The 18,787-nt window shown below is 54.5% G+C and carries 16 protein-coding genes; 7 read left to right on the top strand and 9 right to left on the bottom strand.

Annotation, left to right across the window (positions count from 1 at the left end; translation table 11 throughout):
- Positions 1-110: 110 nt before the first annotated feature.
- Genes BEN74_RS13525 through cysM form a run of 4 tightly spaced genes read right to left on the bottom strand, consistent with a single transcriptional unit; the run spans position 111 to position 5,621 of the window.
- A complete protein-coding gene (locus BEN74_RS13525; protein WP_068909372.1) occupies positions 111-2,414 on the bottom strand; it encodes a RelA/SpoT family protein in 2,304 nt (767 codons plus the stop codon).
- Between the two features lie 17 nt (positions 2,415-2,431).
- Positions 2,432-3,838, bottom strand: a complete 1,407-nt coding sequence (rlmD, locus tag BEN74_RS13520) for a 23S rRNA (uracil(1939)-C(5))-methyltransferase RlmD (RefSeq protein ID WP_068909374.1) — start codon at positions 3,836-3,838, stop codon at positions 2,432-2,434.
- Positions 3,839-3,844: 6 nt separating this feature from the next.
- Entirely contained in the window at positions 3,845-4,663 is an 819-nt protein-coding gene (locus BEN74_RS13515; protein ID WP_068909376.1) for a 3'-5' exonuclease, read from the bottom strand.
- Positions 4,664-4,700: 37 nt separating this feature from the next.
- The gene (gene cysM, locus BEN74_RS13510; RefSeq protein WP_068909379.1) at positions 4,701-5,621 is read right to left on the bottom strand and encodes a cysteine synthase CysM; all 921 of its coding nucleotides are present in this window, start codon (positions 5,619-5,621) and stop codon (positions 4,701-4,703) included.
- Between the two features lie 153 nt (positions 5,622-5,774).
- Between cysM and BEN74_RS13505 the strand changes: the two genes are divergently transcribed.
- From BEN74_RS13505 to rsfS, 5 genes are all read left to right on the top strand, one after another.
- Positions 5,775-8,582, top strand: coding sequence for an ATP-binding protein (locus BEN74_RS13505; RefSeq protein ID WP_068909906.1), 2,808 nt, complete (start codon positions 5,775-5,777; stop codon positions 8,580-8,582).
- A gap of 101 nt (positions 8,583-8,683) precedes the next feature.
- Complete coding sequence (locus tag BEN74_RS13500; RefSeq protein ID WP_068909381.1) at positions 8,684-9,472, top strand: crotonase/enoyl-CoA hydratase family protein; 789 nt, start codon at positions 8,684-8,686, stop codon at positions 9,470-9,472.
- A 35-nt stretch (positions 9,473-9,507) separates the two neighbouring features.
- Positions 9,508-10,377 (top strand): NAD(P)-dependent oxidoreductase, encoded by an 870-nt coding sequence (locus tag BEN74_RS13495; protein WP_068909383.1) that lies wholly within the window; start codon positions 9,508-9,510, stop codon positions 10,375-10,377.
- Positions 10,378-10,425: 48 nt separating this feature from the next.
- Positions 10,426-11,205 carry a hydroxypyruvate isomerase family protein gene (locus BEN74_RS13490; RefSeq protein ID WP_068909386.1) on the top strand — a complete coding sequence of 260 codons (780 nt, stop codon included), beginning with the start codon at positions 10,426-10,428 and terminating at the stop codon, positions 11,203-11,205.
- A 91-nt stretch (positions 11,206-11,296) separates the two neighbouring features.
- A complete protein-coding gene (gene rsfS, locus BEN74_RS13485; protein WP_068909388.1) occupies positions 11,297-11,695 on the top strand; it encodes a ribosome silencing factor in 399 nt (132 codons plus the stop codon).
- A 228-nt stretch (positions 11,696-11,923) separates the two neighbouring features.
- Here the strand turns inward: rsfS and BEN74_RS13480 are convergent, their stop codons facing one another.
- From BEN74_RS13480 to BEN74_RS13465, 4 genes are all read right to left on the bottom strand, one after another.
- Positions 11,924-12,214 (bottom strand): DUF3303 domain-containing protein, encoded by a 291-nt coding sequence (locus tag BEN74_RS13480; protein WP_068909390.1) that lies wholly within the window; start codon positions 12,212-12,214, stop codon positions 11,924-11,926.
- Positions 12,215-12,981: 767 nt separating this feature from the next.
- On the bottom strand, positions 12,982-14,436 hold the full coding sequence (locus tag BEN74_RS13475) for an NAD(P)(+) transhydrogenase (Re/Si-specific) subunit beta (RefSeq protein WP_068909392.1): 1,455 nt from the start codon (positions 14,434-14,436) through the stop codon (positions 12,982-12,984).
- Between the two features lie 3 nt (positions 14,437-14,439).
- On the bottom strand, positions 14,440-14,760 hold the full coding sequence (locus BEN74_RS13470; protein ID WP_068909394.1) for a proton-translocating transhydrogenase family protein: 321 nt from the start codon (positions 14,758-14,760) through the stop codon (positions 14,440-14,442).
- A gap of 11 nt (positions 14,761-14,771) precedes the next feature.
- On the bottom strand, positions 14,772-15,899 hold the full coding sequence (locus BEN74_RS13465; protein WP_068909396.1) for a Re/Si-specific NAD(P)(+) transhydrogenase subunit alpha: 1,128 nt from the start codon (positions 15,897-15,899) through the stop codon (positions 14,772-14,774).
- Between the two features lie 921 nt (positions 15,900-16,820).
- Here BEN74_RS13465 and BEN74_RS13450 point away from each other — a divergent pair.
- The gene (locus tag BEN74_RS13450; RefSeq protein WP_068909400.1) at positions 16,821-17,753 is read left to right on the top strand and encodes a DMT family transporter; all 933 of its coding nucleotides are present in this window, start codon (positions 16,821-16,823) and stop codon (positions 17,751-17,753) included.
- 30 nt (positions 17,754-17,783) lie between these two features.
- Here BEN74_RS13450 and soxR read toward each other — a convergent pair whose 3' ends face one another.
- Positions 17,784-18,281 carry a redox-sensitive transcriptional activator SoxR gene (soxR, locus tag BEN74_RS13445; RefSeq protein ID WP_068909402.1) on the bottom strand — a complete coding sequence of 166 codons (498 nt, stop codon included), beginning with the start codon at positions 18,279-18,281 and terminating at the stop codon, positions 17,784-17,786.
- A gap of 70 nt (positions 18,282-18,351) precedes the next feature.
- On the opposite strand from soxR, the gene BEN74_RS13440 reads away from it, so the two are divergent.
- On the top strand, positions 18,352-18,783 hold the full coding sequence (locus BEN74_RS13440; protein ID WP_068909404.1) for a RidA family protein: 432 nt from the start codon (positions 18,352-18,354) through the stop codon (positions 18,781-18,783).
- Positions 18,784-18,787 lie beyond the last annotated feature (4 nt).

The raw sequence follows: 18,787 nt of genomic DNA, 5'->3' as shown, positions 1-18,787 counted from the left end.
TATGCTGCGCGTTTTCAATACAATATATCCAGCTGCATGTTAAGGGCTGAATTGCGCCAGCCATAAAAAAAGCCCGCATTGCTGCAGGCTCTTTATGCCGGGGCGTTCCGTCAGCCGCCCTGAATCAGGCGGCGCGCGCTGATGATTCCCGGCTGCTGCTCCAGGCGGGCCAGCAGGCGCGACAGCTGCGCCAGGCCTTTCACCTCAATCAGCAGCTTCATATTGGCAATGCCGTCCGCTTCAGAAATGGTGTTCACCTGGCGGATATTGATCTGGTCTGAGAAAATCACCTGCGTCAGGTCTTTCAGCAGGCCGCGCCGGTCATAGGCTTCCACCACAATCTGCACGCTCTGGCCGCGGGTCGGCTGCATTTCCCAGTCCGCTTCCACAGCGCGTTCCGGCTCCTGGCTGATCATGCGCACATAATCCGGACAGGCCACTTTATGAATGCTGACGCCACGGTTCAGGGTAATGTAGCCGGCAATCGATTCGCCATGCACCGGCTGGCAGCACTGCGCCACATGCAGCTCGACGTTGTCCAGGCCGTCAATCAGGATGCCGTGCGCGGACAGCGTATGGCTGGCGCGCGGATTCAGCGTCGGCTTCAGCACCAGTTCAGGCTCATCCTGATCCAGATGCATATGGCGGTTGACCTGATTCATCAGGGCATGCAGGCTGATATCGCCGCTGACCAGGCTGATCAGAATGTCTTCGCCGGCTTTAACATTGAAATGATTGCAGTAGTCATTCAAATCAATGCTTTTCGGGTGAATCGCCAGGCGCGACAATTCCTTGTTCAGAATTTCCCGGCCCACTTCCAGATTCTTGCTGCGGTCCTGCTGGCGGAACCAGTGGCGCAGCTTGTCACGCGCGCGCGCGGTCTTAATATAGCCCAGCGAGTTCACCAGCCAGTCGCGGTTCGGCTCGCGGTCTTTCTTGGTGAGGATTTCGACCTGCTCACCGGTTTTCAGGGTATAGGTCAGCGGCACATAGCGCTGATTCACCCGGGCTGCATAGCACTTGTTGCCCACTTCGGTATGCACATGGTAGGCGAAGTCTAAAACCGTCGAGCCGCGCGGCAGCTCCTTAATGTCGCCGTCCCGGCTGAACACATAAATCTTTTCAAAGCCTTCGAAATCCTGAATCTGCTCAAAATTTTCTCCGGCCTGATCTTCCTTATGCGCGCTGGCGTCATTGCGCTCCTGATAGTGCTCCAGCACGGCGCGCAGCGAATGCAGGCGGTGATTGAAAGAATGGTCTGTCGCCTTGCCGCCTTCCTTATAATTGAAGTGCGAGCACACGCCCAGCTCGGCTTCTTCATGCATGCTGGTCGTGCGGATCTGCACCTCCAGCGACTTATTCTCAGCAATGACCGCAGTATGCAGCGAGCGGTAGCCGTTGGCTTTCGGGTTGGTAATGTAATCATCAAACTGATGCGGAATGTGGCGCCAGATCTGATGCACAATGCCCAGCGAGTGGTAGCATTCCGGCACGCTTTTCACCAGTACCCGCACGGCGCGGATATCATACAGCTGGTCAAAGCTCAGATTCTTGCTTTTCATTTTCCGGTAAATCGAATAAATGTGCTTTACCCGCCCGTTGATTTCCGCTTCGATGCCGTGCTCGGCCAGCTCATTGCGCAGCTTGTCAATCACGAACTGAATATAATGCTCGCGCTCCAGACGCTTCTCATTCAGCAGCGAAGCGATTTCCTTATAGCGTTCCGGCGCCAGATAGCGGAACGCCAGATCTTCCAGCTCCCACTTAAGCTGGGCAATGCCCAGGCGGTGCGCCAGCGGCGAGTAGATGGTCAGAATTTCGCGCGCAACCCGCTCCTGGCGCTCGCGCGAGGCTTTGGTCAGCTCGCGCAGCGCATACGTCCGCTCCGCCAGCTTGATTAAAACCACGCGCACGTCTTCCGTAACCGAAATCAGCATTTTATAGATGCCGGACAGATGCTCACGCTGGTTGTTATTAAAATGGTCTTCCAAGCGCTTGTTCTGCTCAATCAGCTCGGACAGCTTGCCCATGGCCAAAGCGCCCTTGACCAGGCCATGCACCTGCTCGCCGAATTTTACCCGGACCTCATCCAGAGGCATTACGCCTTCGCGCACGCTGCGGTACAGCATGGCGGCCGAAAGTGTGTCTTCATCGGCATGCAAATGCGCCAGAATATCCGCCATTTCAATACCGGTATAAAAGGTATTGGAACGGTGGCTGACTGTCGACTCCAGCTCTTTCTGCAAAGTTAAATGCGCAACTTCTTCGAGCTGCTTCAGGGGCGCCCCCAGCAAGCCGCGTACACGCTCCAGCCATTCCGCCAAATCGTGCAGCGCTTGATCGGCATGTTCTACAGTCGCTTCCAGGGACAGTTCATTTAAGCGTCCCGGGAGCTGTTCACGCACTGTGACCATACCCTACTCCTACTTTTTTACTCTTCATTATGACTTAAATCATTCGGCTGATTTTCTTGTTCAAACAAGGCGATGGATTCGACATGGCCGGTATGGGTAAACATATCCATCACCCCTGCCTTTTTCAGCCGATAGCCCTGCTGCGCCAGAATTCCCGCATCCCGGGCCAAAGTCGCCGGATTGCATGAAACATAAACAATTCTTTTGGCACCAAATTTGGGCACATAATGCATTATTTCTTCGGCGCCTGAGCGCGGAGGGTCTATCAATAATGCATCAAATCCCTGTTTTGCCCAAGAATGATGCGAAAAATCTTTTGTTAAATCTTGTGAATAGAAGCGCAGCCAGCCAATTCCGTTGCTTTCGGCATTTTCCGCGCCGCGCTGCACCATTTCCGCACTGCCTTCCACGGCAGCGACAAAACCGTCCGCACCAACACAGCGCGCCAGCGGCAGCGAGAAATTGCCCAGTCCGCAGAATAAATCCAGCACGCGCTCGCCCGGCTTCAACTGAAGCAAATCGCATGCCAGCCTGACCATCTGCGGGTTAATGCTGGAATTGACCTGGGTAAAGTCCAGCGGGCTGAAGGCGAATTCCGCATCAAACGCGTCCAGACGGTAATGCAGGCGCATCTCCCTGCTTTGGCCGTCGGCGCGGATCAGGCTTTCTGGCCCTGCGGGCTGCAAATACAATTGCCACTTCTTCTGTAACGCAAACTGCTGCAATTGGTTGACATCTTCGGCAGATAATTTTTCTGTATGGCGCACGACCAAGGCAACATCCTGATCACCCATCGCCAATTCTATATGACCTACCGCCCCTTTGCCTTTTAGACTTTGGATTAGCTGCTTTAAGCGGGTAATGGAGCCGAACTGCTGATCCAGCACCAGGCAGCGGTCAATTGAGGTCAGCTTATTGCTGGCGTTTTCGCGGAAACCCACAATCAGCCGGTCTTTCTGCGGCAGATAGCGCACGCCGATCCGCGCTTTGCGGCGGTAGTCTTCCCGCGCTGAACGCAGGGGCGCCAGCCATTCTTGCGGCTGCACGCCGGCAAAATGGGCGAAATGCGACTGCAGCACCTCCTGCTTGAGGCGGATCTGCTCATCGGGGTGGATATGCTGCATGCTGCAGCCGCCGCACACGCCGAAATGCGGGCAGGCCGGCTGCACGCGCATAGCTGAAGCGCCGCTCAGCAGTTCGGTGCTGTCGGCTTCTTCCAGGCGCTTGGCCGCATGGGTAATGCTGGCGCGCACCGTTTCGCCCGGCAGCGCATAGCGGATGAATACTTTCTTGCCGCGCTTCTCTTCAGGATGGCCGGGATGGGATCCGTAATGCGCGATGCCGCGCCCCTCATGTGAAAGCGACTCAACCTGGAAAATATAACTGGGCTGCTGGGCTTTGGCGGGCTTGGCTGTAGATTTCATTCGGACCTAATCTGTGGGAGATGGAAAATCAAATTGAGTAAATGCGGTATGCTGCGCGGTTTCGCGCCATACTGCTAAAAAGTCAGCATGCTGCGGCAGGGTCTGCAGATACTGGATGGTGCTTTGCACCAGATGCTGATGATCCGCCAGCTGCAACTGGCCTTTCAGCAGCTGCCAGCGCAGGTAAATCAGCCAGGTGTTCAGCACATCGCCTTCGCAGTAGCTGGTCAATGCCTGCCACTGCTGCCCGCGCACGTACTCGGGCACGCGGTAGGCGCCGTCCCCGCGCTTGCCGGGAAAGCCCAGCAAATGCGCCGCGTCATCCAGCTTTAAAAAGTGCCGGCCATGGAACATCGCCATGACATCCATCAGGTCAATATGGCGCTGATGATAGCGGTTCTGATAGTTATTATAGCGCTTTTGCGTGTCAATCTCGCCCTGATCGAACAGGCTGGGCGCAGAAAGCCCATGATACATGGCGCGGAACAGGATCACCGGCAGGTCAAATTGTGAACCATTCCAGCTGACTAGCGTCGGATGGCGCTTGTCAAAAATAGATAAAAATTTCTTTAAAATTTCCGCTTCACTGCCGTGCTCGCGGCTGAATGAAAACATTTTCATGCCGTTTTCATCGATCCACAGGCCGGAAATGCAGGCAATTTCATGCAGGGCCAGGCGCTGAAAATCGGTTCCGGATTCCTGCCGGCGCAATTTCGCCAACGCCGCGTCCAAATCCGCTTCCGGCAGATCCAGCCCGTACAGATGCGCGCCTGACTTCAAGTCAGTCATTGTTTCAATGTCAAAAGTTAGAACCGGCAGACGCATATGCACTCACTTTATCCTGAAGCTATTCAGAATTTAATTACTCAGGATCAACAACAGAAAACAGGCCCGTCGACAGATAACGGTCGCCGCGGTCGCAGACGATGCAGACAATCACGGCATCCGGATTTTCTTCCGCCAGCTTAACCGAAGCCCATACCGCGCCGCCGGATGAAGTGCCGGCGCTGATGCCTTCTTTGCGCGCCAGCTGGCGCGCGGTTTTTTCCGCTTCAATTTGCGGAATATCGATAATGCGGTCAACCCGCGCCGGCTCAAAAATGGTCGGCAGGTATTCCTGCGGCCAGCGCCGGATGCCGGCAATATTGGAGCCTTCCGACGGCTGCAGGCCGATAATCTGAATTTCAGGATTCTGCTGCTTTAAGTATTTTGAAATTCCCATGATGGTGCCGGTGGTGCCCATCGCGCTGACAAAATGGGTGATCTTGCCGCCGGTCTGGCGCCAGATTTCCGGGCCAGTAGTCAGGTAATGCGCTTCCACATTGTCCGGGTTGCCGAACTGGTTCAGCACCAGCCCTTCGCCGTCCCGCTGCATCTGCTGCGCCATATCGCGGGCAGCTTCCATATTCGGCGCTTCAATCAGCTCCGCGCCGTAAGCGCGCATCGCGTCTTTGCGCTCCTGGCTGGAGTTGCCCGGCATGATCAGCTTGATTTTATAGCCGCGCATGGCCGCCACCATCGCCAGCGCGATGCCGGTATTGCCGCTGGTGGCCTCGATCAGGGTATCGCCCGGCTTAATCTGGCCGCGCTTTTCCGCCTGCATAATCATGTTGTAGGCTGGGCGGTCTTTGACAGAACCCGCCGGATTATTGCCTTCGAGCTTTGCCAATACCGCCGCTTGCGTATGGCTGGCCAGACGCTGCAGGCGCACCAGCGGCGTATTTCCTACGCAGCGGTCCAGCAGAAATTCGTCTGCATGAAAATCAGGGGATGTATTACTCATTATTTGCACCTGTACCGAGGTGCGCCTATTGTATGGAAAAATGCCTGTGCCTGCACTCATTTGACAGGCTTTTTCTTGAAAGTGATTAAAGCTCAGCCGGTTTTAAATAATCCATGCTAATATGCGGTGCATAAGCAAGAAACTGCCTGCGCCATGTCAAATATCAACAAAAAGCTTTTTAAACGCCTGCACTTAAATCATGCCTATGGACAGCTGATCGCGCTTATTTTTGTGCCGATTGCTGTGCTGGCCTGTGTCGGCGCCATGCTGGTAATGACGGAAACCTCCAATGCGGCCAAGGCGCAGCAGCGCCAGATGGCGCTGGCCATCCTTGCGCGCTACCAGCCGGTGGCTGAAGGCGCGCTGAATCTTATGGCGCAGTCCCCCGCACAGCTGGATCAGGCGCGCTTTGCCATGCAGAGCATGCTGAATGAAAAGCACCTGATCCGGGCCGCCATTTTAGACAGCAAAGGCAGCAACCGGCTGAATATCGGCCCGGAAGATCAGGACGCCTGGCCGGCCATCCGCAGCAAGACCGGCTTTGCCGGCCCGATCCGCTTCAACAAAAATACCGTATACGCCTCTAAAATCAGCGGCGCAGCCCATGCGCCGCACTGGCTGATTGTGGAGCTGGACAATCAGCCTCTGGAAATTGCGCGCTACCGGGTTTTAATTGTTCTGGTCGCCACCGGCCTGCTGACCCTGCTGCTGCTGCTGCTGTGCCTGAACTTCTACTCGCGGCGCTGGATTGCGCCGATGTATGAAATCCGCATGCAGCTGCAGCGCCTGAACGCCGATACGCTGGATCAGCACATGATCATCAACAGCACCGGCGAGCTGCGCCTGCTGCAGCGCGACATCGCCAATGTGGTCAAGCGCCTGCATTTCAGCTTTCTGGAGCTGCGCGAGCATACCGAACAGACCGAAGATGACCTGCGCCGCACGCTGGACACGCTGGAAGTGCAGAACATCACTTACCGCCAGGCGCGCGATCAGGCGATTTCCGCCAATCAGGCCAAGTCGGTATTCCTGGCCAATATCAGCCATGAATTGCGCACGCCGCTGAACAGCATAGACGGCTTTATCCATCTGCTGCTGCGCCAGGGCAACCTCAGCAACGAACAGAACCTGTATCTGCAGACCATCCGAAAATCGTCCGCGCACCTGCTGGCTTTAATCAACGATGTGCTGGATTTTTCCAAAATTGACGCCGGCAAGCTGGAGCTGGAAACCGCGCCCTTTGATCTGGAAGAAGCGGTATTTGACGTGATGGACATGCTCTCGCCACTGGCCGCGCAAAAGCACATCAACATGACCTTCTATTATGCCGACAGCGTGCCGAAGCATGTGATTGGCGATGCGCTGCGCTTCAAGCAGGTTTTAACCAACCTGATTTCCAACGCCATCAAGTTCACGCCGGACGGCGAGATTATTGTCCGGGTGCGCATGGAGCATGACGACATAGGGCAAAGCCTGCTGCATTTCAGCGTGCAGGACAGCGGCATCGGCCTCAGCGGCACTGACCGCAAAAAGCTGTTTGAATCCTTCTCGCAGGGCGACGCCTCGGTGACGCGCCAGTTCGGCGGCACCGGCCTGGGCCTGGCCATTTCCAAGCAGCTGGTCAGCCTGATGCACGGCCAAATCGGCTTTGAAGACAATCAGGAGCGCGCGCCGACCGAAAAAGGCTCGACCTTCTGGTTTACCGCCATGTTCAGGGTGAATGAAGATGAGGAAAATATCCATCCGCAGTTCAGCAGCCTGCAGGTGGTGTCCTATCTGGCCCACCCGGCCACCGCCAATGTGCTGCGCCACTATCTGGAAAACTATGCGGTGCAGCATATTGAAGCGCAGTCGATTCTGGATCTGTTCAGCCGCCTGAATCAGCTGCGGCATGCCGAAAACACCTGGCTGATTGTCGACCACAGCGGCGACACCGAAGCCATGCTGAAGGAGATCCGCACGCGCTACAGCGGCAATCTGGCGGTTTACGGCTATCAAATGCTGCTTGACCCGGGCATGCTGAATGAATACCGCGCCCGCCCACTGCACCAGCCGCTCAGCCGCAGCGCGCTGATTCAGCTGCTGAGCAACCAGCCGCTGTTTGATGAAGACGCGCACGAAGACTTCAACGGCCAAGGGCTGCATGTTTTAGCGGTCGATGACCACCTGCCGAACCTGATTGTGCTTGAGGCGCTGCTGTCTGAGCTGAATGTCACCGCGACTAAGGCGCTGAGCGGGCAGGAAGCCATTGAAATCATTAAATCGCGCCATGAGCAGGGCCTGAAATCCTTTGATCTGGTGTTTATGGATATTCAAATGCCGGTGATGTCCGGCGTCGACACCACCCGCGCCATCCGCGCGCTGGAATCGACATTTGAGCAGCACCAGCGCCTGCCGATTATCGCCTTGACCGCGCATGCGCTGTCGGATGAGAAAAAGAAGCTGCTGCAGGTCGGCATGGACGACTATGTCACCAAGCCGATTCAGATTGAGCAGATCATTCAGATTCTGACCCACTGGACGATGGAAGGCTTTAAGAAAGCCCCGGCGCAGGAGCGCACAGCGGTGATTGACGCGCTGGACCCGGGCATTCTGGACTGGCAGCAGAGCCTGCATCTGGCAGCCAATAAGGAAGATCTGGCGGCGGATTTGCTGAAAATGCTGGTCGACAGCTTTAATCAGGAGCTGGATGAAATTGAGCAGCTGATTGAACTGGAAGATTATCCGCAGCTGGAGCATGTGCTGCACCGCCTGTACGGCGCAACGCGCTACGTGGGCGCGCCCGCCCTGCAGGAAGCGGCCGGCGGCTTTGAACAGTTTGTTTCCACCCTGCGCAAGGAGCGGCGCAAGGCCGATGAGGCTTTTGTTCAGGAGACCCTGAAGCGCCTGCAGACCCTGAAGGCGGTGATTGCGCAGGTGAAGCAGGCCGCCCGGCAGATTTTAAGCAAGTATGAACAGTAGCTCCGGCAGGCCGCGCGGCCTGCAATTCGTGACTGGGCTGTCATGAATGCCGCAGCCGCGCATGCTATGCTCCAAGCGCAAACAGAATAAGAGTTTCAAGCATGACACTGGTAAAATTTGAAAAAAATAACGGCATCGCCACGGTAACCTTAAACCGCCCTGAGAAGCGCAATGCCATGAGCTTTGCCCTGCTGAAGGACTTGGTGCGCACCGCCAATCTGATTAAAAAAGACCGCTCCATCCGCTGCGTGATTTTAACCGGCGAAGCGCAGGTCTTCAGCGCCGGCATTGACCTGTCCGACTTAAACAATCCGAAAAATACCGCCTATGCGGCCTGGGAGCTGATTAAGCCGGGGCAAAGCCTGTTTCAGAAAGCCTTTTTAATTTGGCAGGAGCTGCCGGTTCCGGTCATTGCCGCCATGGAAGGCTTCTGCTTTGGCGCCGGCATGCAGCTGGCGCTGGCGGCGGACGTGCGGATCGCCCATCCCAAAACGCAAATGTCGATTATGGAAAGCCGCTGGGGCCTAGTACCGGACATGGGCCTGAGCCGCTCGCTGAAAGGCGTGATCGGGCTGGATTTGGCCAAGGAGCTGACGCTGACCGCGCGCATTTTTGATGCCGGCTATGCCAAGGAAATCGGACTGGTGACGCATCTAGACGAATCTCCGCTCAGCCGGGCGCAGGCCTTGGCGGAAGAAATGCTGAGCCGCTCGCCGGATGCGCTGGCCGCCGCCAAGCGCGTGCTGGACGCCATGGAGCATGATCCGGCGAAATCGCTGCGCCTGGAAAAAATCTGGCAGCTGAAGCTGCTTTTAGGCAAGAACAGCAAGCTGGCGCGCAAAAAGGACAAGAACCCCGAAGTTCAGTTTTTGCCGCGGCAATATCAGTAAACTTTAGATCTATACGGATAAGGCAGGGAAAGCGCATGAGTTTTGACCGTCACAGCAAAATCGCATTTTTAGGCATCGGGCTGATGGGCAGCCGCATGGCAGGCCGGCTGATTCAGGCCGGCTTTGAAGTTGCCGTCTGGAACCGCACCGCCAGCGCCTGCAACGAGCTGCTGGATATGGGCGCAAGCGCGCTGCAGCTGCAGCAGATCGGCCAGTATCCGGTGATTTTAACCTGCCTGGCGGATGATCAGGCGGCAGCGGCGGTGTATGCGCAGATTGAACCGCATCTGCAGGCCGGCCAGGTGATTGCGGATTTTTCCAGCCTGTCCGTGGCGCAAACCCAGCAGCTGGCCGCGCAGGCTGCCAGCCGCCAGACCACATGGATTGACTCCCCGATTTCCGGCGGCACGGCGGGCGCGGAACAAGGCACTTTGGTGATTTTTGCCGGCGGCGATGCGCAGGCCATTGATGGCCTGGCCCTGATTTACAATGTGCTGTCGCAGCGCGTGACCCGCATGGGGGCGACTGGCGCCGGGCAAGCGACCAAAATCTGCAATCAGCTGATTGTAGCCGCCAACAGCGCCTTAATTGCCGAAGCGGTTGCCTTGGCCGGAAAAGCCGGCGTAGACACCCGGCTGCTGGCGCCGGCGCTGGCGGGCGGTTTCGCCGACTCCAAGCCCTTTCAGATTCTGGCGCCGCGCATGGCGGCGCACAGCTTTGAACCGGTGCAGTGGAAAGTCCAGACCCTGTCCAAAGACCTGAACAATGCCGTGCAGCTGGCGGCTGAATTTGCGCTGCAGATTCCGGTGGCGCAGCAGGCGCTGCGCCAGCTGCAGGCGCATCAGGCCAGCGGCTTTTCCGAAAAAGATTTAGCGACGGTGATTCAGCATGTTGAAGCGCAGTAACCCTGCCCCGCTCAGCCCGTCAGTCCCCAAAATGCATGGAGCATCCGCATGATCAAGCTTGCCGTCAACCTGTCCATGATCTTTACCGAAGCGCCGCTGATTGAGCGCTTTGCCTTGGCGCGCGCGCAGGGCTTTGATCATGTCGAAATCCAGTTTCCCTATGAGCTGAGCATTGAGCAGATTCAAACCCAGCTGACACTGCATGATTTGAGCCTGTGCCTGATCAATGCGCCGGCCGGCGACTTAATGCAGGGCGGCGACGGCCTGGCCGGCGTGCCCGGCCAGGAAGCCGCCTTTCATCAGGCGCTGGAAAAAGCCATTGCCTACGCCAAAGGCCTGAATGTGCCCAGCGTGAATATTCTGGCCGGCCGCCAGCCGCTGGACGCCGACCTGCTGCCCTGCCTCAACACCCTGTCCGCCAATTTCAAGCTGGCCTGCAGCATGCTGGGCGGGCACGGCATACAGCCGGTTTTTGAAATGATCAACGGCACGGACATGCCACGCTTTCTGGTGCAGAACATCGCCCAGGCGCAGGAAATGCTGGAAGCCGTGCAGCACCCTGCGCTGAAAATGCAGTATGACTGCTACCATATGGCGATGATGGGCGAAGACGTGCTGGAAGGCCTGCAGGAAAATATTGAATCTATCGGCCATATTCAGTTCGCTGACTGCCCGGGGCGCCATGAGCCGGATACAGGAAAAATTGATTATGCCCAGTTATTTGCATGGCTGAAGCAAAGCGCCTATGCCGGCTACACCGCTGCCGAATACCGCCCCAGCCAGGCCTCTGAAAAAACTTTTGCGTGGAAAGACAAATACTTTGCATAAATTGGACTAAACGCACCTGCTGCTGATTTGAAATCCGGCGGCAAAACCGCTATATTAGAACATGAATAATTTTCAGGAAATCATACCCTCCATGAATTTAGAACCATCGCCCAGCGCTTCTAATTCTCACGATCTGATCAACACCCAAAAGAAAGACGTACAGGCTTGCCTTGAAACTGTGCGTGAAGCACTTGAAGATGTAAAAGCGAAAGAAATCGTTGAGCTGGATGTCAGCGCAATCAGCAATGTGTCAGACGCCATTGTCATTGCCAGCGGCACATCTACCCGCCACATCAAATCTCTTGCAGACAATGTTGCTGAAGAAGCCCGCAAAGCCGGCTTCCGCCCGATTGGTGTTGAAGGTGAACGTGATGCTGAGTGGATTCTGATTGACCTAGGCCTTGTCGTGGTGCACGTGATGCTGCCGACAGCGCGCAAATTCTATGATCTTGAAAGCCTTTGGCGCACCGCGCCGGAGTCTGTCGCTTAAGCGCAGGATTGACAAAGAAGCGGCCATGGCGGCCGCTTTTTTATTGCCTGCCAAGCAGCTTTAGCATTCGCCTTAACTGCTTGGCCATTCACGGCGCAGGCTCAGCATTTTTAAATCCGCCAAGAAAAAGCCAGCCAATTGCTTAACTGGCCGGCATTATTCTGAAGGATGGATTTTCAGCGCTGGCAATCTTAGTAGGCTGCTGCTTCGCAAAGCAATTCAGATTCCTTAAGTATGCTCTTTCTTTGCGAGCGTGGCGAACATCAGCGGCCCCATTTGATCATCAGTTAAAGCAGGACAAATCTCCATAGAAAGCAGATCGTTCCACTCCATTGCCCACTGCTGTATCAGCTCTGCATCATTCGCCTCAATGACTGCAAAGCCTGAGCGCTGCGCTACAGCATGCCATCTTCCCAGCATTTCCACACCGGCAGGCGCTTTCCCTCCAGTCTGCAGAAAGCGCTCCATCGCCGCATTGCGGTTCCCTGAGCAGATAGTGTACCTAACAATAAATAACATAAGCCATCTCCCGCTGCTGATTAGCGCACCTGGCCTACAGCCATGCAGAAGCGCAGCCAACCCGCGCATTCAGTCACAGCGATATATCAGCCATGCGATACCGCTATTCTGACAATTTTTCTGCTTTATCTTTATTATAGTTCAGCTGTATTTTGATTATATTTTGATACGCACACTCTTTAAATTTGGCCATTCTGCATCAAGAAAACACAGCTAAAAGCCGCTTAACCAACTTAAAAGCACATTAAATACAGTGCCTTAAAAGCCAGCATCAGCAAGAATATATATTGAATCAAAAATTAATTTTTTTTATAAAAGTACACAATATCTCAGCGCTTTGGAGCGTACTCAGATAAAAATTTCACGGCCTTTCGGATATTGGATTGCCATAAACAAAAAACCATCCCGAAGGATTAATGCTGATCAGCTAAGGAGTTTTTCAATAAAAGACTTTTACCAAAAATACAAGCTATACAATTTTTTTTAAACAGCATTTAATTCACAATGGAAATTCCCTCTCCTTTTTAAGGAGACTTGCGCGGAATACCGCTCAGGGTGAGGATTTTATTGAAAAAATCCCCTCATCCTAACCTTCTCCCAAAGGGAGAAGGAACTTTCAATATTAATTTTACTGCCAATTAATGATCATTTATTGACTTATGAAACAGATCTATTTGAATGGCTCTAGAATTTAAAAAGAAAAAGCCAGTCAATTTCTTAACTGACTGGCATTATCCCGGAGAATGGTTTTAAATACTTTTCAGATCTTAGTGCCCACCACCATTGATTGCTTTGGTCATGTCTTCAACCACTTTCTTCGCATCACCGAAAATCATCATGGTTTTTTCGTTATAGAACAAATCGTTGTCTAGACCTGCATAACCTGTCGCCATAGAGCGCTTGATCACCATAATGGTGCGCGCCTTATGCGCTTCAAGAATCGGCATGCCATAGATCGGAGATGCTGGGTCATCTTTAGCTGCAGGGTTGACCACGTCATTTGCGCCAATCACCAGCACCACATCTGTTGCAGGGAAGTCAGAGTTAATCTCATCCATTTCCAAGATGTCTTCATAAGCCACGTCTGCTTCAGCCAACAGTACGTTCATGTGGCCCGGCATGCGGCCAGCAACCGGGTGAATCGCGAAGCGGACTTTTACGCCCTGCTCTTTCAAGATTTCACACAGTTCTTTCACGGCATTTTGCGCGCGGCCTTGCGCCATGCCGTAACCCGGCACAATCACAACGCTGTCTGCATTTGACATCAGGAAGCCTGCGTCATCTGCTGAACCGGAACGGTGGTTGCGCTGCGCCTGTTCGCCTTTGTCCGCAGCAGCAACCGCAGTACCGCCCATTGCGCCGCCAAACAAAACATTGATGATTGAACGGTTCATGGCTTTGCACATGATGTAGGACAGAATTGCGCCTGAAGAACCCACCAGTGAACCGGCAACGATCAGCATATTGTTTTCAAGGGTGAAACCGATGCCCGCCGCAGCCCAGCCAGAGAAAGAGTTCAGAAGCGATACCACTACCGGCATGTCGCCGCCGCCGACTGGCGCAATCCACACCCAGCCGAATGCCAATGCCAGTACAGTCATGGCCCAGAATGCATTCATGTTGCCTGTGGTGAAGAAGTACACACCGCAGGCCAGCATGGCAAGGAAAATCAGCGCCTGAACCGGTTTAACCCATGCGCCGGAAATGGTTTTTGCCCATTTTTTCGCAGCCAGCTTGCCATAGGCAAATACAGATGCAGTAAAGGTAATCGCACCGACAAAACAGCCCACAAACAGTTCAAATAAATGCACCTTGCTCATATGCGCATGCTGCACGCCGGCAGCGGTTAAGGCTGCTTCATTTTGCGCAAATAAAGCGGTGAGCTGGTTGTTATGCAGAATGGCGGCAATCGCAATCAGCACCGCAGCTAAGCCCACCAATGAGTGCATTAAAGCCACAGTTTCCGGCATTTGTGTCATAGGTACAGTGCGCGCGCGGGCAATGCCCACAATTGCGCCCAGCACCATCGCGCCGCCAATCATCCAAATCACCGGATGATCCGCTACAAAGAAGGTGGTCACGACAGCAATCGCCATGGCGATCATGCCGTAGCGGTTGCCTTGAATTGCCGTCTTAGGCCCCGACAAACCGCGCAAGGTTAAAATAAAGAGGACAGCACCGATCAGGTAGAACCAATCCGCATAGTCTCGAATGAATTCCATGTATTAGCCCTCTTTTTTCTTTTGCTTTGGCTTGAACATTTCAAGCATGCGCGCAGTTACCGCGAAGCCGCCGAAAATGTTGATACTTGCTAAGAACACCGCAACCGCGCCTAAGATGCTCACCACATTGACGCTTTGAAATTGCACACTTGCATCCACAATGCCTGGAATGCCTACGGTTTGAATCATTGCGCCGACCACGATGATCGATGATAAGGCATTGGTCACCGCCATAAGCGGGGTATGCAAGGCAGGCGTTACGCCCCAAACCACGTAATAGCCCACAAAGATGGCTAAGACGAAAATAGTAATAGTTTCAACCATGATGATGCTCCTTAACCGCGCTTCAGCAGCACTTGGCCGCCGTGAGTGACCAATAGGGCTTTCTGAATTTCCTCTTCCGGGTTCAATGCGAATTTTTTCTCTGCATCGAACAGCGTATCCAGGAAGTTCAAAACATTGCGCGCATACAGCGCCGAAGCTTCGGTCGAAACAGTCGAAGGGATATTCGGAATGCCGAGGATTTTCACGCCGTTGCCGGTCATGACGGTTTCACCGCATTTAGAGCCTTCCACGTTGCCGCCGGTTTCCACCGCCATGTCTAAAATCACAGAACCCGGCTTCATTTTGGCTACCGTTTCCGCCTTAATCAGGCGCGGCGCATCGCGGCCCGGCAGCAAGGCTGTGGTAATCACGATATCGGCATTGGCGACCGCTTTATCAACAATGATGGCCTGATCTTTGATGTACTGTTCGCCCGGCATCCAGCCGTAGCCGTTTTTGGCGGCGTCGGCAGCTTTCTGCTTTTCTTCATCAGACATCGGCACGTCCAGCCATTTGCCGCCCAGCGATTCCACCTGATCGCGCGCAGTCGGGCGCAAATCGGTGGCTTCAACCACGGCGCCCAGGCGCTTGGCGGTTGCAATCGCCTGCAGGCCGGCTACGCCCACGCCCATAATCACCACGCGGGCAGGCTTTACCGTGCCGGCAGCGGTCATCAGCATCGGGAACATGCGCTGATATTCCGCAGCCGCCAGCAGTACAGATTTATAGCCTGACAGATTGGCCTGAGAAGACAGCACGTCCATATTCTGCGCGCGCGACAGGGTGCGCGGCAGCAGTTCCAGCGCAAATGCCGATACCTGCTGCGCAGCAAACTGGTCCAGCTCGGGATTGCGGTAGGGGTCAAACATTGCGATGACTGCGGTATTCGGTGCAAGCTTTTGAATTTCCTCACCCTTCGGGGCGCGGACTTTCAAAATAATTTGACTGCCGGCATAGGCGTCATCTGTAATTTTGGCGCCAACCTGCTCATAAGCGCTATCGATGTAGGCAGCCTTAAGCCCAGCTCCACCTTCAATAACCACATTATGACCAGCGCTGATCAACTTCTTTACTGTCTCAGGCGTCGCAGCGACGCGATTTTCACCGACGACAGTTTCGGTTGGAATTCCGATCTGCATGAGCGTTCCTCAAGCTAGTTGTTCTTCAGCAAGCAGCGTTGAAACGATGCTTCCCCTCAGGATGAGTTCTTGTTGAATTTTTGGATTCTAATTGAACTGTTTTAAATTACCACCCAATATTTATTTAATAAATACCCACATTTTGAACTGATGATTCATAAAAAATATGATGAGATATTCAACTTATTCATTTTTATTTCTAATGCTATGAATATTTTTTATGCATAATCCGCCTCTTCAGCCGAATTTCAAGCTTGGGCCGCTCCTTCTGCGCTGGGAAGCGGCTGTCTTGCAGGTAGCGGTTGATCTTTCTGACAGCAGGCGCCGGCGCAGCGCGCAGGCTGAATCCAGCCGGAAATGCCGCGGATTCCCGCGCAATTCAGTGTATTTTAAAACCGTCAAAACAGGCATTGGCTGCACTGACAAAATGCATTTGCCTGCATCCGCATACAGTTGGCCGGAAATTTCAGGCTTTGAGTCATTTCAGCCAGTCAGATTCGGCGGCGGAATTTTGCGCCCGGCGGGCTGCTTTGGCGCGCTTCATCCGCATTCTTTATCTGCGGATTCAGCCAGATCTGCAGAAAAATTAATTAAAAAATATTTTTTTGAATATTTTGCACCATGATGAACCCGGCGCCGTTTGGCCTCAAATGGCTGATTACGCATCTTTTTAGTGCAGAAAACGGCGCGCTGATGCTGAAAACTGGCTGGCGGCTGCGCTGCAGCGCGCTTAAAAAAGTCAAGCCGGCAGGCAGGCATGAAAAAAACCGGCTGAATGCGCGTTTATTAGCTTAAATAACCGCCAATAATACAGCATGCCTTTTAGGAATAGCCCCTATTCTTATTTTACATTTCAAGTTTTAAGCCATGCTTTCTATAATCTTGCCATCTTATTGACGCTTCTGCAGGAATGACCCGGCCATGCAGCTCCTCCTGACCCGCACGCAGACAGGTTCGCTTTGCGCAATCTGCGCCGCGTTCTTATTCAGCACCAAGGCGATTTTCATCAAGCAGGCCTACGCGCTGTCGCCGCAGGTCGACGCCACGGTGCTGATGGCGCTGCGCATGGCCAGCGCGCTGCCGTTTTTCCTGCTGATCAGCTGGCTCAGCCGCAGGGACTACAGCGCAGTTCAGGCCAAGGACTGGGGCCTGCTGATCCTGTCCGGCCTCATGGGCTATTATCTGGCCAGCTGGCTGGATTTTCAGGGGCTGATGCATATCAGCGCCTCACTGGAACGGATCATCCTGTTTTTATATCCGACCCTGACGGTTTTAGCCTCCAGCATCCTTTATAAGCAGAAGCTGCGCTGGGCCAGCATTTTTGCGATTGCGCTGAGCTACGGCGGCACGCTCATCGTGATGCTGCAGGAGCAAAGCAGCAGCCCGCACGGCAGCAATTTCTGGCTGGGTGCAAGCCTGGTCTTCGCCAGCGCGGTGGCCTTTGCGGCCTATCTGCTGACGGCGCCAAGGCTGATGCTGAAATTCGGCTCCTGGCATTTTACCGGCCTGGCGCTGAGCATCGCCTGCATTGGCACTTTGGCGCATTTCGCTTTGGCCGTGCCGGCGCCGCTGCAGCTGATGCAGCAGCTGCCGCTGAGCGTTTTCGCTTACGGCGCTGCGCTGGGGCTTTTTGTCACGGTGCTGCCGACAGTGCTGCTGATGCAGGGCATTGCCCGCTTAGGCGCGGCCCAGTCGGCGATGATCGCCTCGGTTGGCCCGGTCTTAACCATTCTGCTGGCCGTGGCTTTTTTAGATGAGCATTTGAACGGCTGGCAATGGTTCGGCTGCCTGTTAAACATCATTGGCGTGCTGATGATCAGCCTCTCCAAAAACAAGCTGGCCCGTGCGGATTAAAGCCGCTGGCGCGCGGCTGCCTGGAAAAATTCAATCCTGGCCATCATCCGGCTGCTTCGGCGCCAGTTCCTTTAAGCTCATCAGCACCTCCTGAAAATGCGCGCCGGCCGACTCCAGCCCCAGCTGATCTTCCGGGTTGCGCAGCGGGCACTGCTGCAGTGACAGGCAGCCGCAGCCGATGCATTGATCCAGCTGCTGGCGCAATTGCAGCAAATGAATAATCTGCTGATCCAGCTGCTGCTGCCAGCGCTGCGACATGCTGCGCCAGTCTGATTGGGCCGGAGTTTTCTGTTCCGGCAGGGCAGCAAAGGCCTCATGCACCTGCTGCAGGCTGATGCCGACCTGCTGCGCTATCTTGATGATGGCGATGCGGCGCAGCATCGCGCGCGGGTAGCGGCGCTGGTTGCCGGAAGTGCGGGTGCTCCAGATCAGCTGCTTTTCCTCATAAAACCTGAGCGCCGCCGCGCTGACCCCGCTGCGGGCGGCTAAATCGCCGATGCTGAGCCAAGAATTTATTTTTTCCTGCATTTTGCTGTTGACCTCAAGTTAACTTGAGCTTTGATACTAGCAGAAATTCCACATCTGCTCAGGATAAACCATGCCGCACCATGAGGCCTCTGCGCCGCACCCCTGCATACAGCTATTCAGCCCGAATACCCTGTATAATCCGGAACCGTACGCATACAGCCATATCGCAATTGCCCGCAATTTCCGCAGAATCGTGCATATTTCAGGCCAAGGCGGTGAAAACCAGCAGGGCCTGCTGTGCAATGATTTCGCACAGCAGCTGCAGCAGGCTTTTGCCAATCTGCAGCTGGCGCTGCAGGCTGCGGACGCCGCGCTGCCGGATATCGCCACGCTGCGGATTTTAATTGCCGGACACAGCCCGGAAAAACATCAAATGCTGATTCAGCACATGCAGGATTTGTGGAAAAATAGCGCTTTTCCGGCATGCACGCTGATTCCTGTGCCCTGCCTTGCTTTAGCCGGCATGCAGATTGAAATTGAAGCAGCGGCTTATTGCGCTTAACCCC

The organism is Acinetobacter sp. WCHAc010034 (assembly GCF_001696615.3).
Lineage (GTDB): Bacteria > Pseudomonadota > Gammaproteobacteria > Pseudomonadales > Moraxellaceae > Acinetobacter.
Note: the sequence above shows the minus strand (reverse complement) of the source record. Positions and strands in the feature narration are given on the sequence as shown.